We start from the raw sequence: 15,961 nt of genomic DNA, 5'->3' as shown, positions 1-15,961 counted from the left end.
AGCTAGCGTGTAATCGCGCTGGCTACGCCTTTTGCCTGAGTCCATTGAATCCTCCTGAGGAAAGGTCAGAAGGTGTAAACCTTATTCAGGACGGGACAATGCCCACAAAAAAGCCAGGAAGTTCTCACCCCCTGGCTTTTTCACTACAACCGTTTCAACCCCAAGCCATCAATCCCAGCTCAGTGCCCCACCGGTCTGATACTCGATAACCCGTGTCTCGAAGAAGTTTTTCTCTTTCTTCAAGTCCATGATTTCACTCATCCATGGGAATGGGTTGGTGGTGCCTGGGTATTCTTCTTTCAAGCCGATCTGGCTCAGGCGGCGGTTGGCGATGAATTTGAGGTAGTCCTCCATCATCGCTGCGTTCATGCCCAGTACGCCGCGTGGCATGGTGTCACGGGCGTATTCGATTTCCAGCTGGGTGCCTTGCAGGATCATCTGCGTGGCTTCTTCTTTCATCTCGGCATCCCACAGGTGCGGGTTTTCGATCTTGATCTGGTTGATCACGTCGATGCCGAAGTTCAGGTGCATGGATTCGTCGCGCAGGATGTACTGAAACTGCTCGGCGACGCCGGTCATCTTGTTGCGGCGGCCCATGGACAAAATCTGGGTGAAGCCGCAGTAGAAGAAGATGCCTTCCAGTACGCAGTAGTAAGCGATCAGGTTGCGCAGCAGTTCCTTGTCGGTGTCGACAGTGCCGGTTTCGAACTTCGGATCGGAGATCGAACGGGTGTACTTCAGGCCCCAGGCTGCTTTTTTAGCGACCGATGGGATCTCGTGGTACATGTTGAAGATCTCGCCTTCATCCATGGCCAGCGATTCGATGCAGTACTGGTAGGCGTGTGTGTGGATCGCTTCTTCGAAGGCCTGGCGCAGAATGTACTGGCGGCACTCCGGGTTGGTGATCAGGCGGTACACGGCCAGCACGAGGTTGTTGGCAACCAGTGAGTCAGCGGTAGAGAAGAAGCCGAGGTTACGCATGACGATGCGGCGCTCGTCGTCGGTCAGGCCTTCCGGGTTTTTCCAGAGGGCGATATCGGCGGTCATGTTGACTTCTTGCGGCATCCAGTGGTTTGCGCAACCGTCCAGATACTTCTGCCAGGCCCAGTCGTACTTGAAGGGCACGAGCTGGTTAAGGTCAGCGCGGCAGTTGATCATCATTTTTTCGTCAACGGCAACGCGAGCACTGGCGCCGTCGAGTTCGGCCAGGCCTTCAGCGACGTCCAGTGCGTCCAGCGCTTTCTTGGCGCGGATCAGGGCAGCGGAGTCGTTGGCAGTGACCGCACGGGCTTCTTGAGCCGCTGCGCCACCGGCGCTGTCGAGGCGGTCCATGTTCGCTTCGTTGGCGTGACCGGCGTTGGCTGCCTTGGCAACTACTTCACCGTCTTCTTTATCGAATTCGTCCCAGCTCAGCATGGTGTGCATCTCCTGCTTGAGGGTCAGTCGGATGGACTGACCTGTTGGATCTAAGGTGTGTCTTTGCGTCAGATAGTGAGCGCAAACAACATTGAATTTTGGGCTTGTTGGGCTTTTTGTTCGGGGCAGGGCGGTGGTGGATCTGGTTCAGTACCGGCCTCTTTGCGAGCTAATGGGACGCCACCCGGCTTGCTCCCACACACAGATTCAGCGGTGTCGTTCGCTCGCTCCCACAGGTTTTGTCTGACCTGTGGGAGCGGGCGGGTTTGTGTTACTGGCAAGCCTCGCAATCCGGCTCGTCGATGGCGCAGGCTTTAGGCACTGGCGCTGGACCGGCAGGTGCTGCTTCGGTTGGACGTGGGGCGGCGATTGCCGAGTCGTCCGGGCCGTGGCTGCCGCTCGATACTGCGTTGAGCTTGCCGGTGTTGACGGTGGATTTCTCGGTGCTGGTCGCGGCCAGGGCACGGAGGTAGTAAGTGGTTTTCAGACCACGGTACCAGGCCATGCGGTAGGTCACGTCCAGCTTCTTGCCCGAAGCGCCAGCGATGTACAGGTTCAGCGACTGAGCCTGGTCGATCCACTTCTGACGACGGCTTGCCGCGTCAACGATCCACTTGGTGTCCACTTCGAAGGCGGTCGCGTAAAGCTCTTTGAGCTCCTGCGGGATGCGCTCGATCTGCTGCACCGAACCGTCGTAGTACTTCAGGTCGTTGATCATGACCGAGTCCCACAGGTCGCGGGCCTTGAGGTCGCGAACCAGGTACGGGTTGATCACGGTGAACTCACCGGACAGGTTCGATTTGACGTACAGGTTCTGGTAGGTCGGTTCGATCGACTGCGACACGCCAGTGATGTTGGCGATGGTGGCGGTCGGTGCGATGGCCATGATGTTCGAGTTACGGATACCTTTCTGTACACGGGCACGTACCGGCGCCCAGTCCAGGGTTTCTTTGAGGTCGACGTCGATGTACTTCTCGCCACGCTGCTCGATCAGGATCTGTTGCGAATCCAGCGGCAGGATGCCTTTGGACCACAGCGAACCCTGGAACGTCTCGTACGCACCGCGCTCGTCGGCCAGGTCGCAGGATGCCTGGATGGCGTAGTAGCTGACCGCTTCCATCGAGGTGTCGGCGAACTGCACGGCAGCGTCCGAACCGTATGGGATGTGTTGCAGGTACAGCGCGTCCTGGAAGCCCATGATGCCCAGGCCGACCGGACGGTGGCGCAGGTTGGAGTTCTTGGCCTGCGGCACGGAGTAGTAGTTGATGTCGATCACGTTATCGAGCATGCGAACGGCTACGTCGACGGTGCGCTTGAGCTTGTCGGTGTCCAGTTTGCCGTTGACGATGTGGTTCGGCAGGTTGATCGAGCCCAGGTTGCAGACCGCGATCTCGTCCTTGTTGGTGTTCAGGGTGATCTCGGTGCACAGGTTCGAACTGTGAACCACGCCCACGTGCTGCTGCGGGCTGCGCAGGTTGCACGGGTCCTTGAAGGTCAGCCATGGGTGGCCGGTTTCGAACAGCATCGAGAGCATCTTGCGCCACAGATCCTTGGCCTGGATGGTCTTGAACAGTTTTACCTTGCCTGGGTATTCGGTCAGCGCTTCGTAGTACTCGTAACGCTCCTGGAACGCCTTGCCGGTCAGGTCGTGCAGGTCGGGCACTTCGGATGGCGAGAACAGGGTCCACGGGCCGTCGTCGAAGACGCGCTTCATGAACAGGTCAGGGATCCAGTTGGCGGTGTTCATGTCGTGGGTACGACGACGATCATCACCGGTGTTCTTGCGCAGCTCGATGAACTCTTCGATGTCCATGTGCCAGGTTTCCAGGTAGGCACAGACAGCGCCCTTGCGCTTGCCGCCCTGGTTGACCGCAACGGCCGTGTCGTTGACCACTTTCAGGAAGGGTACGACGCCTTGCGATTTGCCGTTGGTGCCCTTGATGTACGAGCCCAGCGCACGCACCGGTGTCCAGTCGTTGCCCAGGCCGCCTGCGAATTTGGACAGCATGGCGTTGTCGTGGATCGCGTGGTAGATGCCCGACAGGTCATCCGGCACGGTGGTCAGGTAGCAGCTGGACAGCTGTGGACGCAGTGTACCGGCGTTGAACAACGTCGGGGTCGACGACATGTAGTCGAACGACGACAGCAGGTTGTAGAACTCGATGGCACGGTCTTCACGGGCTTTCTCTTCGATTGCCAGGCCCATGGCCACACGCATGAAGAAGATCTGCGGCAGTTCGAAACGCACGCCATCCTTGTGGATGAAGTAACGGTCGTACAGAGTTTGCAGGCCGAGATAAGTGAACTGCTGATCGCGCTCGTGGTTGATCGCCTTGCCCAGTTTCACCAGGTCGAATTCGGCCAGCACAGGGTTGAGCAGTTCGTACTTGATACCGGTGGCGACGTAGGCAGGCAGGGCCTTGGCGTACAGGTCGGCCATTTCGTGGTGAGTAGCGCTTTCGGCCACTTCCAGAAAGCTCAGGCCTTCGGCACGCAGGGTGTCCATCAGCAGGCGTGCGGTTACGAACGAGTAGTTCGGCTCGCGCTCGACCAGGGTACGAGCGGTCATCACCAGCGCGGTGTTGACGTCTTTCAGCGCAACGCCGTCGTACAGGTTCTTCAGGGTTTCGGTCTGGATCAGGTTGGCGTCGACTTCAGCCAGGCCTTCGCACGCTTCGGTGACGATGGTGTTCAGGCGACCCATGTCCAGCGGCGCGAAGCTGCCGTCGGCACGAGTGATGCGGATCGAGGGGTGAGCCTGAACCTGCTCTTCCGGAGAACGAACAGCACGCTCTTTGGCGCGCGAATCACGGTAGATGACGTAGTCGCGAGCCACTTTCTGCTCGCCGGCGCGCATCAGAGCCAGTTCGACCTGGTCCTGGATTTCTTCGATGTGGATGGTGCCGCCCGAAGGCATGCGACGCTTGAACGTGGCAGTGACCTGTTCGGTCAGGCGGGCAACGGTGTCGTGGATGCGCGACGAGGCGGCAGCAGCGCCGCCCTCAACTGCAAGAAACGCCTTGGTGATAGCGACGGTGATCTTGTCATCGGTGTAGGCGACGACAGTGCCGTTACGCTTGATCACGCGCAGTTGACCCGGTGCGGTGGCGGACAGGTCCTGTTGGGCCTGGCCTGCTTGCGGTGCAGGGGTCGACGCGTTCTCGCGAGTTGTGTCTGTTTGCATGGGGGACTCCACGTTCTTTAAATTTTTTCGGGCATTACTGCCCGCCGTTCGTTCTAGGCAAGAGAGTCGCCAAGGGGCGACCCGAAGGCTTCAAAACGGGATGGGAGAGGGGTCATGCACCGCCACTCCCGAGTTTTGAAGCCAAAAAGGGACCGGGTCAAAAGCCCGATCCCCTGCAAATCTGATGAAGAATGCGTGTTCGATATTGCAAAACGTGTACCGGCTCGCTGTGTTGCCGAGGCGAGCGGTTTGTTGCCGAACACGTCTTAAAGTTCAACCCCTCAGGTGCAACTAAAATGCTTGAATTCTGCATTTGAGTTGTGCTGGAAATTTCGAGGAAAACCCTACATGTAGGGTGTCTCTCGTCGCCGGGCTACAAGATAATGCGTTTTGGACATCAATTGCAACGTACGGCCTGTGGATAACCATGTGGGTAGTTTGTGTATGAATCGCCCATATCGCGTGTAGGCCGCAGAACTGCTGGACTGGACCGTTGGTCACTGTTTTTTGCAGCAGTCGATGGTCCCAGGCTGATTTTTGCGGGCGCGCACACTATCACAAAAAATACGCACTGCAAGGTCGATCTGGCATGTCGTGTGCTTTACCGCGTGGTTGCTACAATCGGCTGCGACGCGGTGTCGCAACCTGGGGTTCGTCTGCTCTTGCAGAACCACGTTTCCTCAGCAAACCGGCCCTCACTCATAACAAAAAGGAAGCGTTTGTGGAGCCACATCTCTGGCACGTGCTCATCGTCGAAGACGACCAGCGCCTGGCCCAACTGACCAGCGACTACCTGCAGAACAACGGCCTGAGTGTGAGTATCGAGGGCAACGGCGCGCTGGCGGCGGCGCGCATCATCGACGAACAGCCGGATCTGGTGATTCTGGACCTGATGCTGCCTGGCGAGGACGGCTTCAGCATTTGCCGCAAGGTGCGTGACCGTTACGACGGGCCGATCCTCATGCTCACCGCGCGTACCGATGACACCGACCATGTTCAGGGGCTGGACACGGGGGCCGATGATTTCGTCTGCAAACCGGTGCACCCGCGTGTGCTGCTCGCGCGTATTCATGCGCTGTTGCGCCGCAGTGAAGCGCCTCAGGTGCCTGCCGCAGAACTGCGACGGCTGGTGTTCGGGCCGCTGGTGGTGGACAACGCGCTGCGTGAAGCCTGGCTGCGCGAGCAGAGTATCGAGCTGACCGGTGCGGAATTCGACCTGTTATGGCTGCTGGTGGCCAATGCCGGGCGCACGTTGTCGCGTGAGGAGATCTTCACCGCCTTGCGCGGCGTGGGTTATGACGGGCAGGACCGCTCTATAGATGTACGCATTTCGCGCATCCGCCCCAAGATTGGCGACGACCCCATCCACCCGCGTCTGATCAAGACCGTGCGCAGCAAGGGCTATCTGTTTGTGCCCGAAGCCGCGCAGGACATGAGCGGCTACGTGTTCAGCGGCTGACCTCTCATGAACTCGATCTTCCTGCGTATTTATGGCGGCATGCTCGGCGTGCTGGTGTTGGTCGCGCTGCTCGGCGCGCTGGCACTGCACGTGCTCAATCAGGCCCGTGGCGAGCAGTACCGTGAGCGGCTGGCCCACGGCACCTTTACCGTCATGGCCGATAACCTCATCCCGCTGAACGACATCGAGCGCCGCCGCGCATTGGCGGTCTGGGAGCGCTTGCTGGGCATTCCGCTGGGCCTGCAAAGCGCCGAGCAGGCGCAACTGGACAGCAGCGCGCGCAGTCGCCTCGCACGCGGGCAGGTGGTGGTTGAAGAGATCGGCCCGCATGCCGCCAGGGTTTACCGCCAGTTGAGTACGCAGGAGCCGCTGCTGTTGACCGGTGAAGTGCAGCAGATCACCGAGCAACTGGCGCGCGCCACTATTTACCTGTTGATCGACGAACTGGTGCGCTTCCCGATCAATGAACAGCCCGCACGGCTGCAAGCGCTGCGCATCGACAAGGGTTTCGGGTTTGACCTGCATTTACTGGCGCTGGATCAGGCGGACCTGGATGACGACCAGCGTCGGCGGATTTACGAAGGCGATACGGTCATGGCGCTGGGCAAGGGCGGTGACTCGATTCGGGTGCTGGCGGGCATTGTCGACACCAACTGGGTGCTGGAGATCGGCCCGCTGTATCAGATGAACCCGTATCCGCTGCAATGGCTGGTGCTGATTGCGTTGCTGGGGCTGTGTTTCATTGGTCTGGTGGTGTACCTGCTGGTGCGGCGCCTGGAACGACGGGTGCTGGCGCTGGAAGCGGCCGCCACGTTGATCGCCCAGGGCAGCCTGCAGACTCGCGTGCCGACCGAGGGCTCGGATTCAGTGGGGCGTCTGGCGGGGGCCTTCAACAGCATGGCCGAGCATTTGCAGCGCTCGCTGATGATCCAGCGTGAACTGGTGCGTGCCGTTTCCCATGAGCTGCGCACGCCGGTGGCGCGTCTGCGCTTCGGTCTGGAGATGGTCAGCGACGCGACGACCGAAGAGGCGCGTCTCAAGTACATGCGCGGCATGGACAGCGATATTCAGGACCTCGACAAGCTGGTGGATGAAATGCTGACCTACGCACGCCTTGAGCAGGGCGCGCCAACCCTCAACTTTCAGCGCATTGACCTGGACGCACTGATCGATCAGGTCATTGCCGAACTGGCGCCACTACGCGCCGATGTGCGCGTGTCCCGAGGTGAATGCGTCACGGGAGAGGGCGAAGCCGCCTGGGTCGAGGCCGAACCGCGTTATCTGCATCGTGCTGTGCAGAACCTGGTCAGCAATGCGATGCGGCATGCCGAGACGCAGGTACGCATCGGTTATCGATTAGGCCCGGAGCGCTGCCGTATCGACGTGGACGACGACGGCCCCGGCGTGCCGGAAAGCGCCTGGGAGCAGATTTTCACGCCGTTCATGCGCATCGACGACAGCCGCACCCGTGCGTCGGGCGGGCACGGGCTGGGCCTGTCGATCGTGCGACGGATCATCAACTGGCACGAAGGCCGAGCCCTGATCGGACGCAGTGTGAGCCTGGGCGGGGCGTGCTTCAGCCTGTCGTGGCCACGGGTTCAGGTGCCGCGATGAATGCATCGTTGTTCAGCGGACCGCTTGCACCGTTTGGCCGCAGTTTGCTGGCAGCAGACGATTTACGTCCTGTCGAGGCATTGCCTGAGTTGCTGCGGCCCGAGCGGCTCGATGCGGTGTTGCTGAGTGTCTATGGCTCGCAACTGATGCCTGAGCAGTTGCCGGTGCTGGTGTCGCAGTGGGCGAAGTATTACTTCATGCAGCTCATGGCGCCGGTGTTGGTCGCAAGCCTGGTACACGGCTGGCATTGGCCTCTGACGCTTGAGCACGTCGCGCTGGCGCTGGACCAGCGTGGGGTGCCGAGCGGTATCAGGTTTCTAAAGTCGGGCGAGGCGGTGCAGGCTGTCGCTGAGGACCCGTTTCAACGCTTTGCCGGTTTGCTCGATGACAATCTGCAGCCTTTCGTCGAGGCAGTCAGCGCTTATGGCGGGTTGCCCAGTGCGGTGTTGTGGAGCAGTGCCGGGGATTATCTGGACACCTGCCTCACACAGCTGGCCCATTCCAGTGATGTGTCGTTGGCGTCTGGGCTCACCTTGTTGAGTGCACGCACAAGGCCAGATGGACGAGCCAACCCTTTGTTTCAAACCATTCGCTATGTACCGCAGCCGGACGGTGCCGCGCCACGACGACAGCGGCGAGTCTGTTGCCTGAGCCATCGTGTGGAGTGGGTCGGGCATTGCGAGCACTGCCCGTTGCTGGCTTGATCAGCCTGCGATGGCGACCAGACTCAGCAGTTGGTCGACTTGCAGACTAAATTGCCCTTCCAGTTCCTTTCCGGCGTGCCATTCGCTGGACAGATCAATCCGCAAACGCAGCCGCGCATTGCCGTCTGCGGACCATTCCAGCAGTTCGGCATCTTCGAAATAGAAGCGCTTTTGCACAATGGGGTAGAGCGCCTTGAACAGGGCTTCCTTGATGGAGAAAGTCAGGGTCACACGCAACGCTATCTGGTCTTCAGGACCGGTCGCCATGTCGGCCATTTCATTGGCGGTGAGGATGCCCCCGGCCAGCCGGGTAGCTCGCTCGTGACTCAGCAGGTGTTCGGTATCCAGCCCCAGCCCGCGCCATTGTTGCTGGTGCGCGACGACGGCAGCCGCCCAGCCGGTGCTGTGCGTGATCGAGCCGCAGATATCCTCAGGCCAGACCGGCGCGCGGTCTTCACCCAGATCAGGTGTGTACAAACGGCCGTCGAGCAAGCGTATGGCTTCCCGGGCGCAGAGGCGTCCGGTGAGGAATTCGGTCTGCCGCTTGGCCACCGAGCGCTGAATGCTGGCGGGTTGCTCGACGGTGCAGCGTTGGAAATCACCGTCGGCCAGCTTCTGCGGATCGAACAGCCCACTCACCAGCACCGCACCCGGCACGGCATTTGGCAGCGGCCAGTGATGGACGAGTGCAGGGCAGCAGGCGGGCAGGTTCTGGGTAGGCATCATGCGCGGCATTTTGCCGGGGGATGAAGCGCTAGGGAAGGGAGATTTGGCGTAGTCGTGCTGGGTGCACCCAATCAATGTGCTCCCAGCGCACAAAAGTGTACACGTGGGAGTCAGCGGGCTGACGAAGGGGCCAGTGAAGTCAATGAGGATGCGAGCGGGGTCAATGGCTGATCATCCACGGGCGGCCTGCGGGCTTGCCTTTCAGGGCATGGGGGTTGGCTTTGGTAGGGGCCAGCCGCGTGGTAGGGCCGCAGCAGCTGCAACCGCTCGGGTGGCCACGGCTTTCCTTGTACTGGTCGACCGTTTTCGGCTCGTGGGCGCTGCGCTCGTTGCGGGCGATGGCGCTGCGGGTGTTGCCGGCCATGGTGCTCAGGCCGGGTGCCGAGAGGATCACACGCATGCTCGACGCGCCGCATTGCGGGCATTCGCAGGGCAGCGCGCTGTCGGCCATCGGGCGCAGCGCAGTGAAGTCGCCGCAGTGGGCGCAGTCATATTCATACATGGGCATGTCGACATCCTTCAGCAAAAAGTCCATACGTTCAGGAGCAGGCTCGTTCCATCAACCTGAGGCGCAGAGCCTGCTCGTGACGCGAAGCGGGTTATTTGTCCTGCGCAATCGGCAAGTCGATGCTGCCGTCGATGAACTTGGTCGGGCCATTGGCGTTCGGGTTGATGTCGAACTTGAAGATCTCCGTCGGCAGCCACAACGTCGCGCAGGCGTTGGGGATGTCGACCACGCCACTGATATGGCCCTGCACCGGTGCCGAGCCCAGCAGCGAATACCCTTGGGCGGGCGAGTAGCCGAACTTGGTCATGTAGTTGATCGCGTTCAGGCACGCCTGACGGTAAGCAACGTTGACGTCCAGGTAATGCTGCTGGCCCGCTTCATCGACCGAAATGCCTTCGAAGATCAGGTAATTGTTGTAGTTGGGCACGATCGGGCTGGGTTTGAACACCGGGTTCTTGATACCGTATTTGGCCATACCGCCCTTGATCAGCTCGACGCGCATGTGCACCCAGCCGGCCATTTCAATGGCACCGCAGAAGGTGATCTCACCATCGCCCTGGCTGAAATGCAGATCGCCGACTGACAGCCCTGCGCCGTCGACGTACACCGGGAAAAATACTTTGGAACCGCGCGACAGGTCCTTGATGTCGCAGTTGCCGCCATGTTCGCGAGGCGGCACGGTGCGTGCACCAGTCGCCGCCGCCAGGTCACGTGCCGGGCCCTTGAGCTTGCCCAAGTGCGCGGTGCTGGCAAACGGTGGGCAGGCCAGCGCAGGCACGCGGTCCGGGTCGGTATCGATCAGTTCCTGCTCTCGACGGTTCCACTCGGCCAGCATCTTGTGGTCTGGCAGGCAGCCGATCAGGCCGGGATGGATCAAGCCGGCGAACTCGACGCCTGGGATGTGCCGGGAGCTGGTCATCATGCCCTTGAAGTCCCAGATGGACTTCTGCGCCAGCGGGAAATGCTCGGTGAGAAAACCGCCACCGTTCTGCTTGGAAAAGAACCCGTTGAAACCCCATTGCGAGTCGGCGCGGGCGCCGATGTCCAGCAGGTCCACCACCAGCAGGTCGCCGGGTTCTGCGCCGTGCACACCCACCGGGCCTGACAGGTAGTGCACGGTGGTCAGGTCGACGTCCCGCACGTCGCTGGCGTCATCGTCGTTCTTGATCGCGCCTGCGGTCCAGTCATAGGTTTCGAGGATGAAGTCATCTCCCGGTTTGACCCAGCAGGCCATGGGAATGTCCGGGTGCCAGCGGTTGTGGATCTGTTCGTTTTCGGTAACGGGCTGGTTGAGATCGACTTTGATCAGCGTTTCGGTCATGGCGGTTCTCCTCGGGGTTTCGGTCACACAAAAGGGGCGGGTGGCTAGACGGACAGGTAGCGGCTGATCGTCGCTTCATCGACGTTGGCGCGGGTTTCCTCGATGACGAACCGGCCTTTCTCGATCACCAGAAACCGGTCGGCAATTTCCAGGGTGAACGACAGCACCTGCTCAGAGACGACGATGGTCAGGTTGCGCAAACTGCGGATTTCCTTGAGGGTGCGGGCGATGTCCTTGATGATCGACGGCTGGATGCCCTCGGTCGGCTCATCAAGCAACAGCACCTTGGGGTTGGTCGCCAACGCGCGGGCAATGGCCAATTGTTGCTGCTGGCCGCCAGACAGGTTGCCGCCGCGTCGGGCGCGCATGTCGAACAGCACCGGAAACAGCGCGTACAAATCGTCGGGCACCTTGCCGTTGGCGGAGGCGGGCAAGCCGGTCTGAATGTTTTCCAGCACGCTCATCGACGGGAATATCATCCGGCCCTGCGGCACATACGCCATGCCGTGCTCGACCCGGGCGTGGGTTTCCAGGCCGGACACGTCCACGCCGTCGACCTGAACCTGGCCAGCCCATTGCGGCAGGATGCCCATCAGGCTCTTGAACAGCGTGGTCTTGCCCATGCCGTTACGGCCCATCACCGCGACGATTTCCTGTTGTTGCACCGACAGGCTCAGGTCGTGAAGGATCTGGCTCTGGCCATAACCGCAGGCCAACTGCTGAATGTTGAACATGCTGCGCTCCTTAATGGCCGAGGTAGACTTCGATGACTTTCGGGTTGTTCTGCACCGATTCCATGCTGCCCTCGGCCAGCACCTTGCCCTGATGCAGCACGGTGACCTTGTGCGCGATGCTCTTGACGAACTCCATGTCGTGCTCGATCACCAGCACCGAACGGCCCTGGCTGATGCGGTTCAACAGGTCAGCGGTCTGCGCACGTTCGCTGACACTCATGCCGGCCACTGGCTCGTCGAGCATCAGCAGCTCGGGGTCCTGCATCAGCAGCATGCCGATCTCCAGCCACTGCTTCTGGCCGTGCGACAACAGCCCGGCCTGCTGCTCGAGCAGGTCGCCAAGGAAGATGTCCGCAGCGACTTGCCTGACGCGTTCCAGCACCGCCTGGGAGCGCTTGAAGAACAGCGCGCCAAACACCGAGCGGCCTGCCGGAAAAGACATCTCCAGGTTCTCGAACACACTCAAGTTGTCGTAGATCGACGGCGTCTGGAATTTGCGGCCGACGCCGGCGCGAACGATGTCGTACTCGTTCATGCGGGTCAGCTCGCGGTCCTTGAACTGAATGCTGCCGCCGGTGGCGCGGGTCTTGCCGCAGATCAGGTCCAGCACCGTGGTCTTGCCTGCGCCGTTGGGCCCGATCACCACCCGCACTTCATTGCGGTCGATGTACAGGTTGAGGTCATCCACGGCCTTGAAGCCGTCAAACGAGACGGTCAGGCCCTCGATAGCCAGCACCGGTTTGTTCATCTGAAAGCCTGTTGGGCTGCTCACGGCTGAATCTCCAGTGGGCTGTCTGATTTTTTGTCAGCGAGTACAGGGTGGGGCGTGCTTGCCGGTGCAGGCGACGGGGTGCTCGGGGCAGGCGCAGGTTTGCGGGTCAGCCTGGCGATCCATTGGCGACCGTGGCTTTCCCACAGGCCGGCCAGGCCGTTGGGGAAGTACATGACCACCGCGATGAACAGGCCACCCATCAGGTACAGCCACAGTTCAGGGAAGGATTCCGAGAAGTAGGTTTTGCCGTAGTTCACCAGCAGCGAGCCGTACACCGCGCCGAGCAGCGACATGCGGCCGCCGACAGCGGCGAAGATCACCATCTCGATGGAGGGCACGATGCCGACGAAGGAGGGCGACATGAAGCCGACCTGCAAGGCAAACATCGCCCCGCCAATCGCCGAGAAGCCCGCTGCTACGCAATAGACGAAGACCTTGAAGGCCGCCACGTCGTAGCCCGAAAAACGCACGCGTTCTTCTTTGTCGCGCATCGCCATCAGCAGTCGGCCCAGCTTGGAGGCGAGAATGAACTTGCCAATCAGAATGCAAGCGAACAGCAGCGCCGCATTGATGAAGTACAACGCCAGCTTGGCGCCGTCGCCACGGATGTCCCAGCCCAGCAATGTCTTGAGGTCGGTGATGCCGTTGACTCCGCCCGTCAGGCCTTGCTGGCCGATGATCAGCACCGTGAGGATCAGCGCGATGGCCTGGGTGACGATAGAGAAATACACATCACCCACGCGGCGTCTGAACAGGGCTGCGCCGATGATCAGCGCAAGGATCACCGGCACCAGAATCACGGCCGCCAGCGTAAAGGTGAAGCTGTGAAACGGCACCCACAGCCAGGGCAGTTCGGTGATCTGGTTCCAGTCCATGAAGTCCGGGATGCCGGGTGTGGACTGGATACGGGTACTTTCCGGGTCCGAGGCTTCGAGCTTGAGAAACATGGCCATGCAATAGCCGCCCAGCCCGAAGAAGACCCCCTGGCCCAGGCTGAGAATCCCGCCGTAACCCCAGCACAGCACCAAACCCACGGCAACGAAGGCGTAGGTCAGGTACTTGCCGACCATGTTCAGGCGAAAGGCGTCCAGCGTCAGCGGGAAGACCACCAGAATCAGGGCCGCAAGGATCAGCAGGCCGATCACGCCCTGGCGGCCACCGAGCATTTTGTTTAGCGCGTTCATGGTTGGGCCTCTACTTGCGGACTTTGCTGGAGAACAACCCTTGAGGGCGCATCAACAGGATCAGGATCACGGCCGACAGGGTCAGCACTTTGGCCATTGAGCCGCTCATGAAGAACTCCGACAGGGACTGTGCCTGGGCAATCGCAAACGCCGAGGCGATGGTGCCGAGCAGGCTCTGCGCGCCACCGAATACCACCACCAGAAAAGTGTCGACGATGTAAAGCGAGCCGGCGGTCGGGCCGGTCGAGCCAATGGTGGTGAACGCCGCGCCGGCCACGCCCGCGACACCGCAGCCCAAGGCGAAAGTCATGCGGTCGACCTTGCGGGTATTGATGCCGACGGCGCGGCTCATGATGCGGTTCTGGACCGTGGCTCGAACGTGCAGGCCCCAGCGGGTGCGGTACAGCATCAGAAAGATGCCGCCGGTCATCAGCACCGTCAGGCCCATGACGAACAGGCCATTGCGCGGGATTTCAATCGCGTCGGTCAGGTTGACCGCGCCCATCAGCCACTCGGGCGGGTTGGCGCTGACTTCGCGGGCACCGAAAATCGAACGGAACGCTTGCTGCATCACCAGGGACAGACCCCAGGTCGCCAGCAGGGTGTCGAGCGGTCGGTGGTAGAGGCGGCTGATCATCACCCACTCCATCACCCAACCGATGGCACCGGCCACCATGAACGACAGCGCGATGGCAAAGAAGAAGTAATACGGCTGCATCCACGGCGCGTAGTTCTGCACCAGCGTGGACAGCACGTATGTGGTGTAGGCGCCGATGGTGAGGAATTCACCGTGGGCCATATTGATCACGCCCATCTGACCGAAAATGATCGCCAGCCCCAGGGCCATCAGCAACAGTACGCAGAACACGGAAAGCCCGTTGAACCCCTGCATGGCCGCGATGGCACCAAACTCCGATAGCCATTCCATGGTGGTCCCTCCTCGGGAAGCGTGTGAGTGGAAGGTGGTTGTCGCCAGCGGCGAGGTGCACGCTTCACGCGGCGGGCGAGCGCGGTATCCGGATGAATCCGTCTCGCCCTGTAACGTGCCGCGTTAAGCTCATGGCTCGCTGACCAGCGCAGCGGCCTATTGATAGCCTTTGGGGAAGGGGTTCGGTTCGATCAGGTCCGACTCGTAGATCACCTTGAACTGACCGTTGGCCTGCACTTCACCAATGCGGGTCTTGCTCCACAGGTGATGGTTTTCGTGAATCTTGACGTAGCCTTCAGGCGCGGTTTTCAACTCGATGCCAGGGGAGGCGGCGACGACCTTGTCCACGTCAAAGCTGCCGGCTTTCTCGACGGCGGCCTTCCATAACCACGGCCCGAGGTAGGCGGCCTGGGTCACGTCGCCCATCACCGAATCCTTGCCGTACTTGGCCTTGAACGAGTCGACGAAGGCTTTGTTGTTAGGGTTGTCGAGGCTCTGGAAGTACTTCATCGAGGCAAAGAAGCCCTGCATGTTTTCGCCGCCGATGCCCAGCAGTTCATCCTCGGTCACCGACAGGGTCAGCAGGTTCTGCTTGGCCGACGTCACGCCTGCGGCTTTCAGTTGCTTGTAGAAGGCCACATTGGATCCGCCCACGACGGCGGCGAACACCACGTCAGGTTTCTTCAGCTTCACCTTGTTGATCAGTGAGCCGAACTGGGTGTTGCCCAGCGGGTAATAGTCTTCGCCGACCACGGTGCCGTGCAGCACGTTTTCGATGTGCTTGCGGGCGATCTTCATGGAGGTGCGCGGCCAGATGTAGTCCGAGCCGATCAGGTAAAACGTCTTGGCGCCTTTTTCCCTGGCGATCCAGTCCAGGCTGGCGAGGATCTGCTGGGTGGCTTCCTGGCCGGTGTAAATCACATTTTTCGATTGCTCAAGGCCTTCATAAAAGGTCGGGTAGTAGAGCAGGCCGTTTTCTTTCTCGAACACCGGCAGCACCGCTTTGCGCGACGCCGACGTCCAGCAGCCGAACACCGCCGCCACCTTGTCGCCCACCAGCAGCTTCTTGGCTTTTTCAGCGAAGGTCGGCCAGTCCGATGCGCCGTCCTCCTGCACGATCTTGATCTGCCTGCCGAGGATGCCGCCTGAGGCGTTGATCTGGTCGATGGCCAGGCGCTCGGCCTGTATCGAGCCGGTTTCCGAGATCGCCATGGTGCCGGTGGCCGAGTGCAACTGGCCGACGGTCACTTCGGTCGCGGTCACCGCCAGCCCTGTGGTGTTGGCGTCGTCGGCCAGGGTCATCTGGCTGAACACGCTGGCGCTTATCAGCGAGAGCGCCGCGGCACCCAACGCCAGGCGTCGGGGGAGAAAGCGCTTGGGGCCTGTCAGTCGTGAATCCATGTTCCCGCTC

At 60.8% G+C, this 15,961-nt stretch carries 13 protein-coding genes; 3 read left to right on the top strand and 10 right to left on the bottom strand.

Annotated features, from left to right (window positions below; translation table 11 throughout):
* Nucleotides 1–168 precede the first annotated feature (168 nt).
* Together KDX37_RS21070 and KDX37_RS21065 are read right to left on the bottom strand one after the other, a co-directional pair.
* Nucleotides 169–1,416 carry a ribonucleotide-diphosphate reductase subunit beta gene (locus tag KDX37_RS21070; protein WP_231654935.1) on the bottom strand — a complete coding sequence of 416 codons (1,248 nt, stop codon included), beginning with the start codon at nucleotides 1,414–1,416 and terminating at the stop codon, nucleotides 169–171.
* A 271-nt stretch (nucleotides 1,417–1,687) separates the two neighbouring features.
* Nucleotides 1,688–4,600, bottom strand: a complete 2,913-nt coding sequence (locus tag KDX37_RS21065) for a ribonucleoside-diphosphate reductase subunit alpha (RefSeq protein ID WP_231654933.1) — start codon at nucleotides 4,598–4,600, stop codon at nucleotides 1,688–1,690.
* Nucleotides 4,601–5,321: 721 nt separating this feature from the next.
* On the opposite strand from KDX37_RS21065, the gene KDX37_RS21060 reads away from it, so the two are divergent.
* Genes KDX37_RS21060 through fhuF form a run of 3 tightly spaced genes read left to right on the top strand, consistent with a single transcriptional unit; the run spans nucleotide 5,322 to nucleotide 8,377 of the window.
* On the top strand, nucleotides 5,322–6,059 hold the full coding sequence (locus KDX37_RS21060) for a response regulator (protein WP_231654926.1): 738 nt from the start codon (nucleotides 5,322–5,324) through the stop codon (nucleotides 6,057–6,059).
* 6 nt (nucleotides 6,060–6,065) lie between these two features.
* Complete coding sequence (locus KDX37_RS21055) at nucleotides 6,066–7,673, top strand: ATP-binding protein (protein WP_231654924.1); 1,608 nt, start codon at nucleotides 6,066–6,068, stop codon at nucleotides 7,671–7,673.
* On the top strand, nucleotides 7,631–8,377 hold the full coding sequence (gene fhuF / locus KDX37_RS21050) for a siderophore-iron reductase FhuF (RefSeq protein WP_231654915.1): 747 nt from the start codon (nucleotides 7,631–7,633) through the stop codon (nucleotides 8,375–8,377). Before KDX37_RS21055 ends, fhuF begins: the two co-directional genes overlap by 43 nt.
* On the opposite strand, the gene KDX37_RS21045 is transcribed toward fhuF, so the two are convergent.
* The 8 genes from KDX37_RS21045 to urtA all read right to left on the bottom strand — a co-directional run bounded on the left by KDX37_RS21045 (nucleotide 8,378) and on the right by urtA (nucleotide 15,951).
* Nucleotides 8,378–9,103, bottom strand: a complete 726-nt coding sequence (locus KDX37_RS21045; protein WP_231654908.1) for a 4'-phosphopantetheinyl transferase family protein — start codon at nucleotides 9,101–9,103, stop codon at nucleotides 8,378–8,380. It abuts the gene before it with no gap.
* Between the two features lie 160 nt (nucleotides 9,104–9,263).
* The gene (locus KDX37_RS21040) at nucleotides 9,264–9,611 is read right to left on the bottom strand and encodes an FmdB family zinc ribbon protein (RefSeq protein WP_231654896.1); all 348 of its coding nucleotides are present in this window, start codon (nucleotides 9,609–9,611) and stop codon (nucleotides 9,264–9,266) included.
* A gap of 91 nt (nucleotides 9,612–9,702) precedes the next feature.
* Nucleotides 9,703–10,932, bottom strand: coding sequence for a formamidase (fmdA, locus tag KDX37_RS21035; RefSeq protein ID WP_231654895.1), 1,230 nt, complete (start codon nucleotides 10,930–10,932; stop codon nucleotides 9,703–9,705).
* Between the two features lie 44 nt (nucleotides 10,933–10,976).
* Nucleotides 10,977–11,666, bottom strand: coding sequence for an urea ABC transporter ATP-binding subunit UrtE (gene urtE, locus KDX37_RS21030; RefSeq protein ID WP_231654893.1), 690 nt, complete (start codon nucleotides 11,664–11,666; stop codon nucleotides 10,977–10,979).
* Nucleotides 11,667–11,676: 10 nt separating this feature from the next.
* Complete coding sequence (urtD, locus tag KDX37_RS21025; RefSeq protein WP_231654941.1) at nucleotides 11,677–12,414, bottom strand: urea ABC transporter ATP-binding protein UrtD; 738 nt, start codon at nucleotides 12,412–12,414, stop codon at nucleotides 11,677–11,679.
* 20 nt (nucleotides 12,415–12,434) lie between these two features.
* A complete protein-coding gene (gene urtC, locus KDX37_RS21020) occupies nucleotides 12,435–13,622 on the bottom strand; it encodes an urea ABC transporter permease subunit UrtC (RefSeq protein ID WP_231654879.1) in 1,188 nt (395 codons plus the stop codon).
* 10 nt (nucleotides 13,623–13,632) lie between these two features.
* Nucleotides 13,633–14,550, bottom strand: coding sequence for an urea ABC transporter permease subunit UrtB (urtB, locus tag KDX37_RS21015; RefSeq protein WP_231654870.1), 918 nt, complete (start codon nucleotides 14,548–14,550; stop codon nucleotides 13,633–13,635).
* Between the two features lie 156 nt (nucleotides 14,551–14,706).
* Nucleotides 14,707–15,951, bottom strand: a complete 1,245-nt coding sequence (gene urtA, locus KDX37_RS21010; RefSeq protein ID WP_231654868.1) for an urea ABC transporter substrate-binding protein — start codon at nucleotides 15,949–15,951, stop codon at nucleotides 14,707–14,709.
* Nucleotides 15,952–15,961 lie beyond the last annotated feature (10 nt).

It is taken from the genome of Pseudomonas californiensis (assembly GCF_021147775.1).
GTDB classification, from domain to species: Bacteria; Pseudomonadota; Gammaproteobacteria; order Pseudomonadales; family Pseudomonadaceae; genus Aquipseudomonas; species Aquipseudomonas californiensis.
This window is presented reverse-complemented; position numbering and strand designations above follow the sequence as displayed.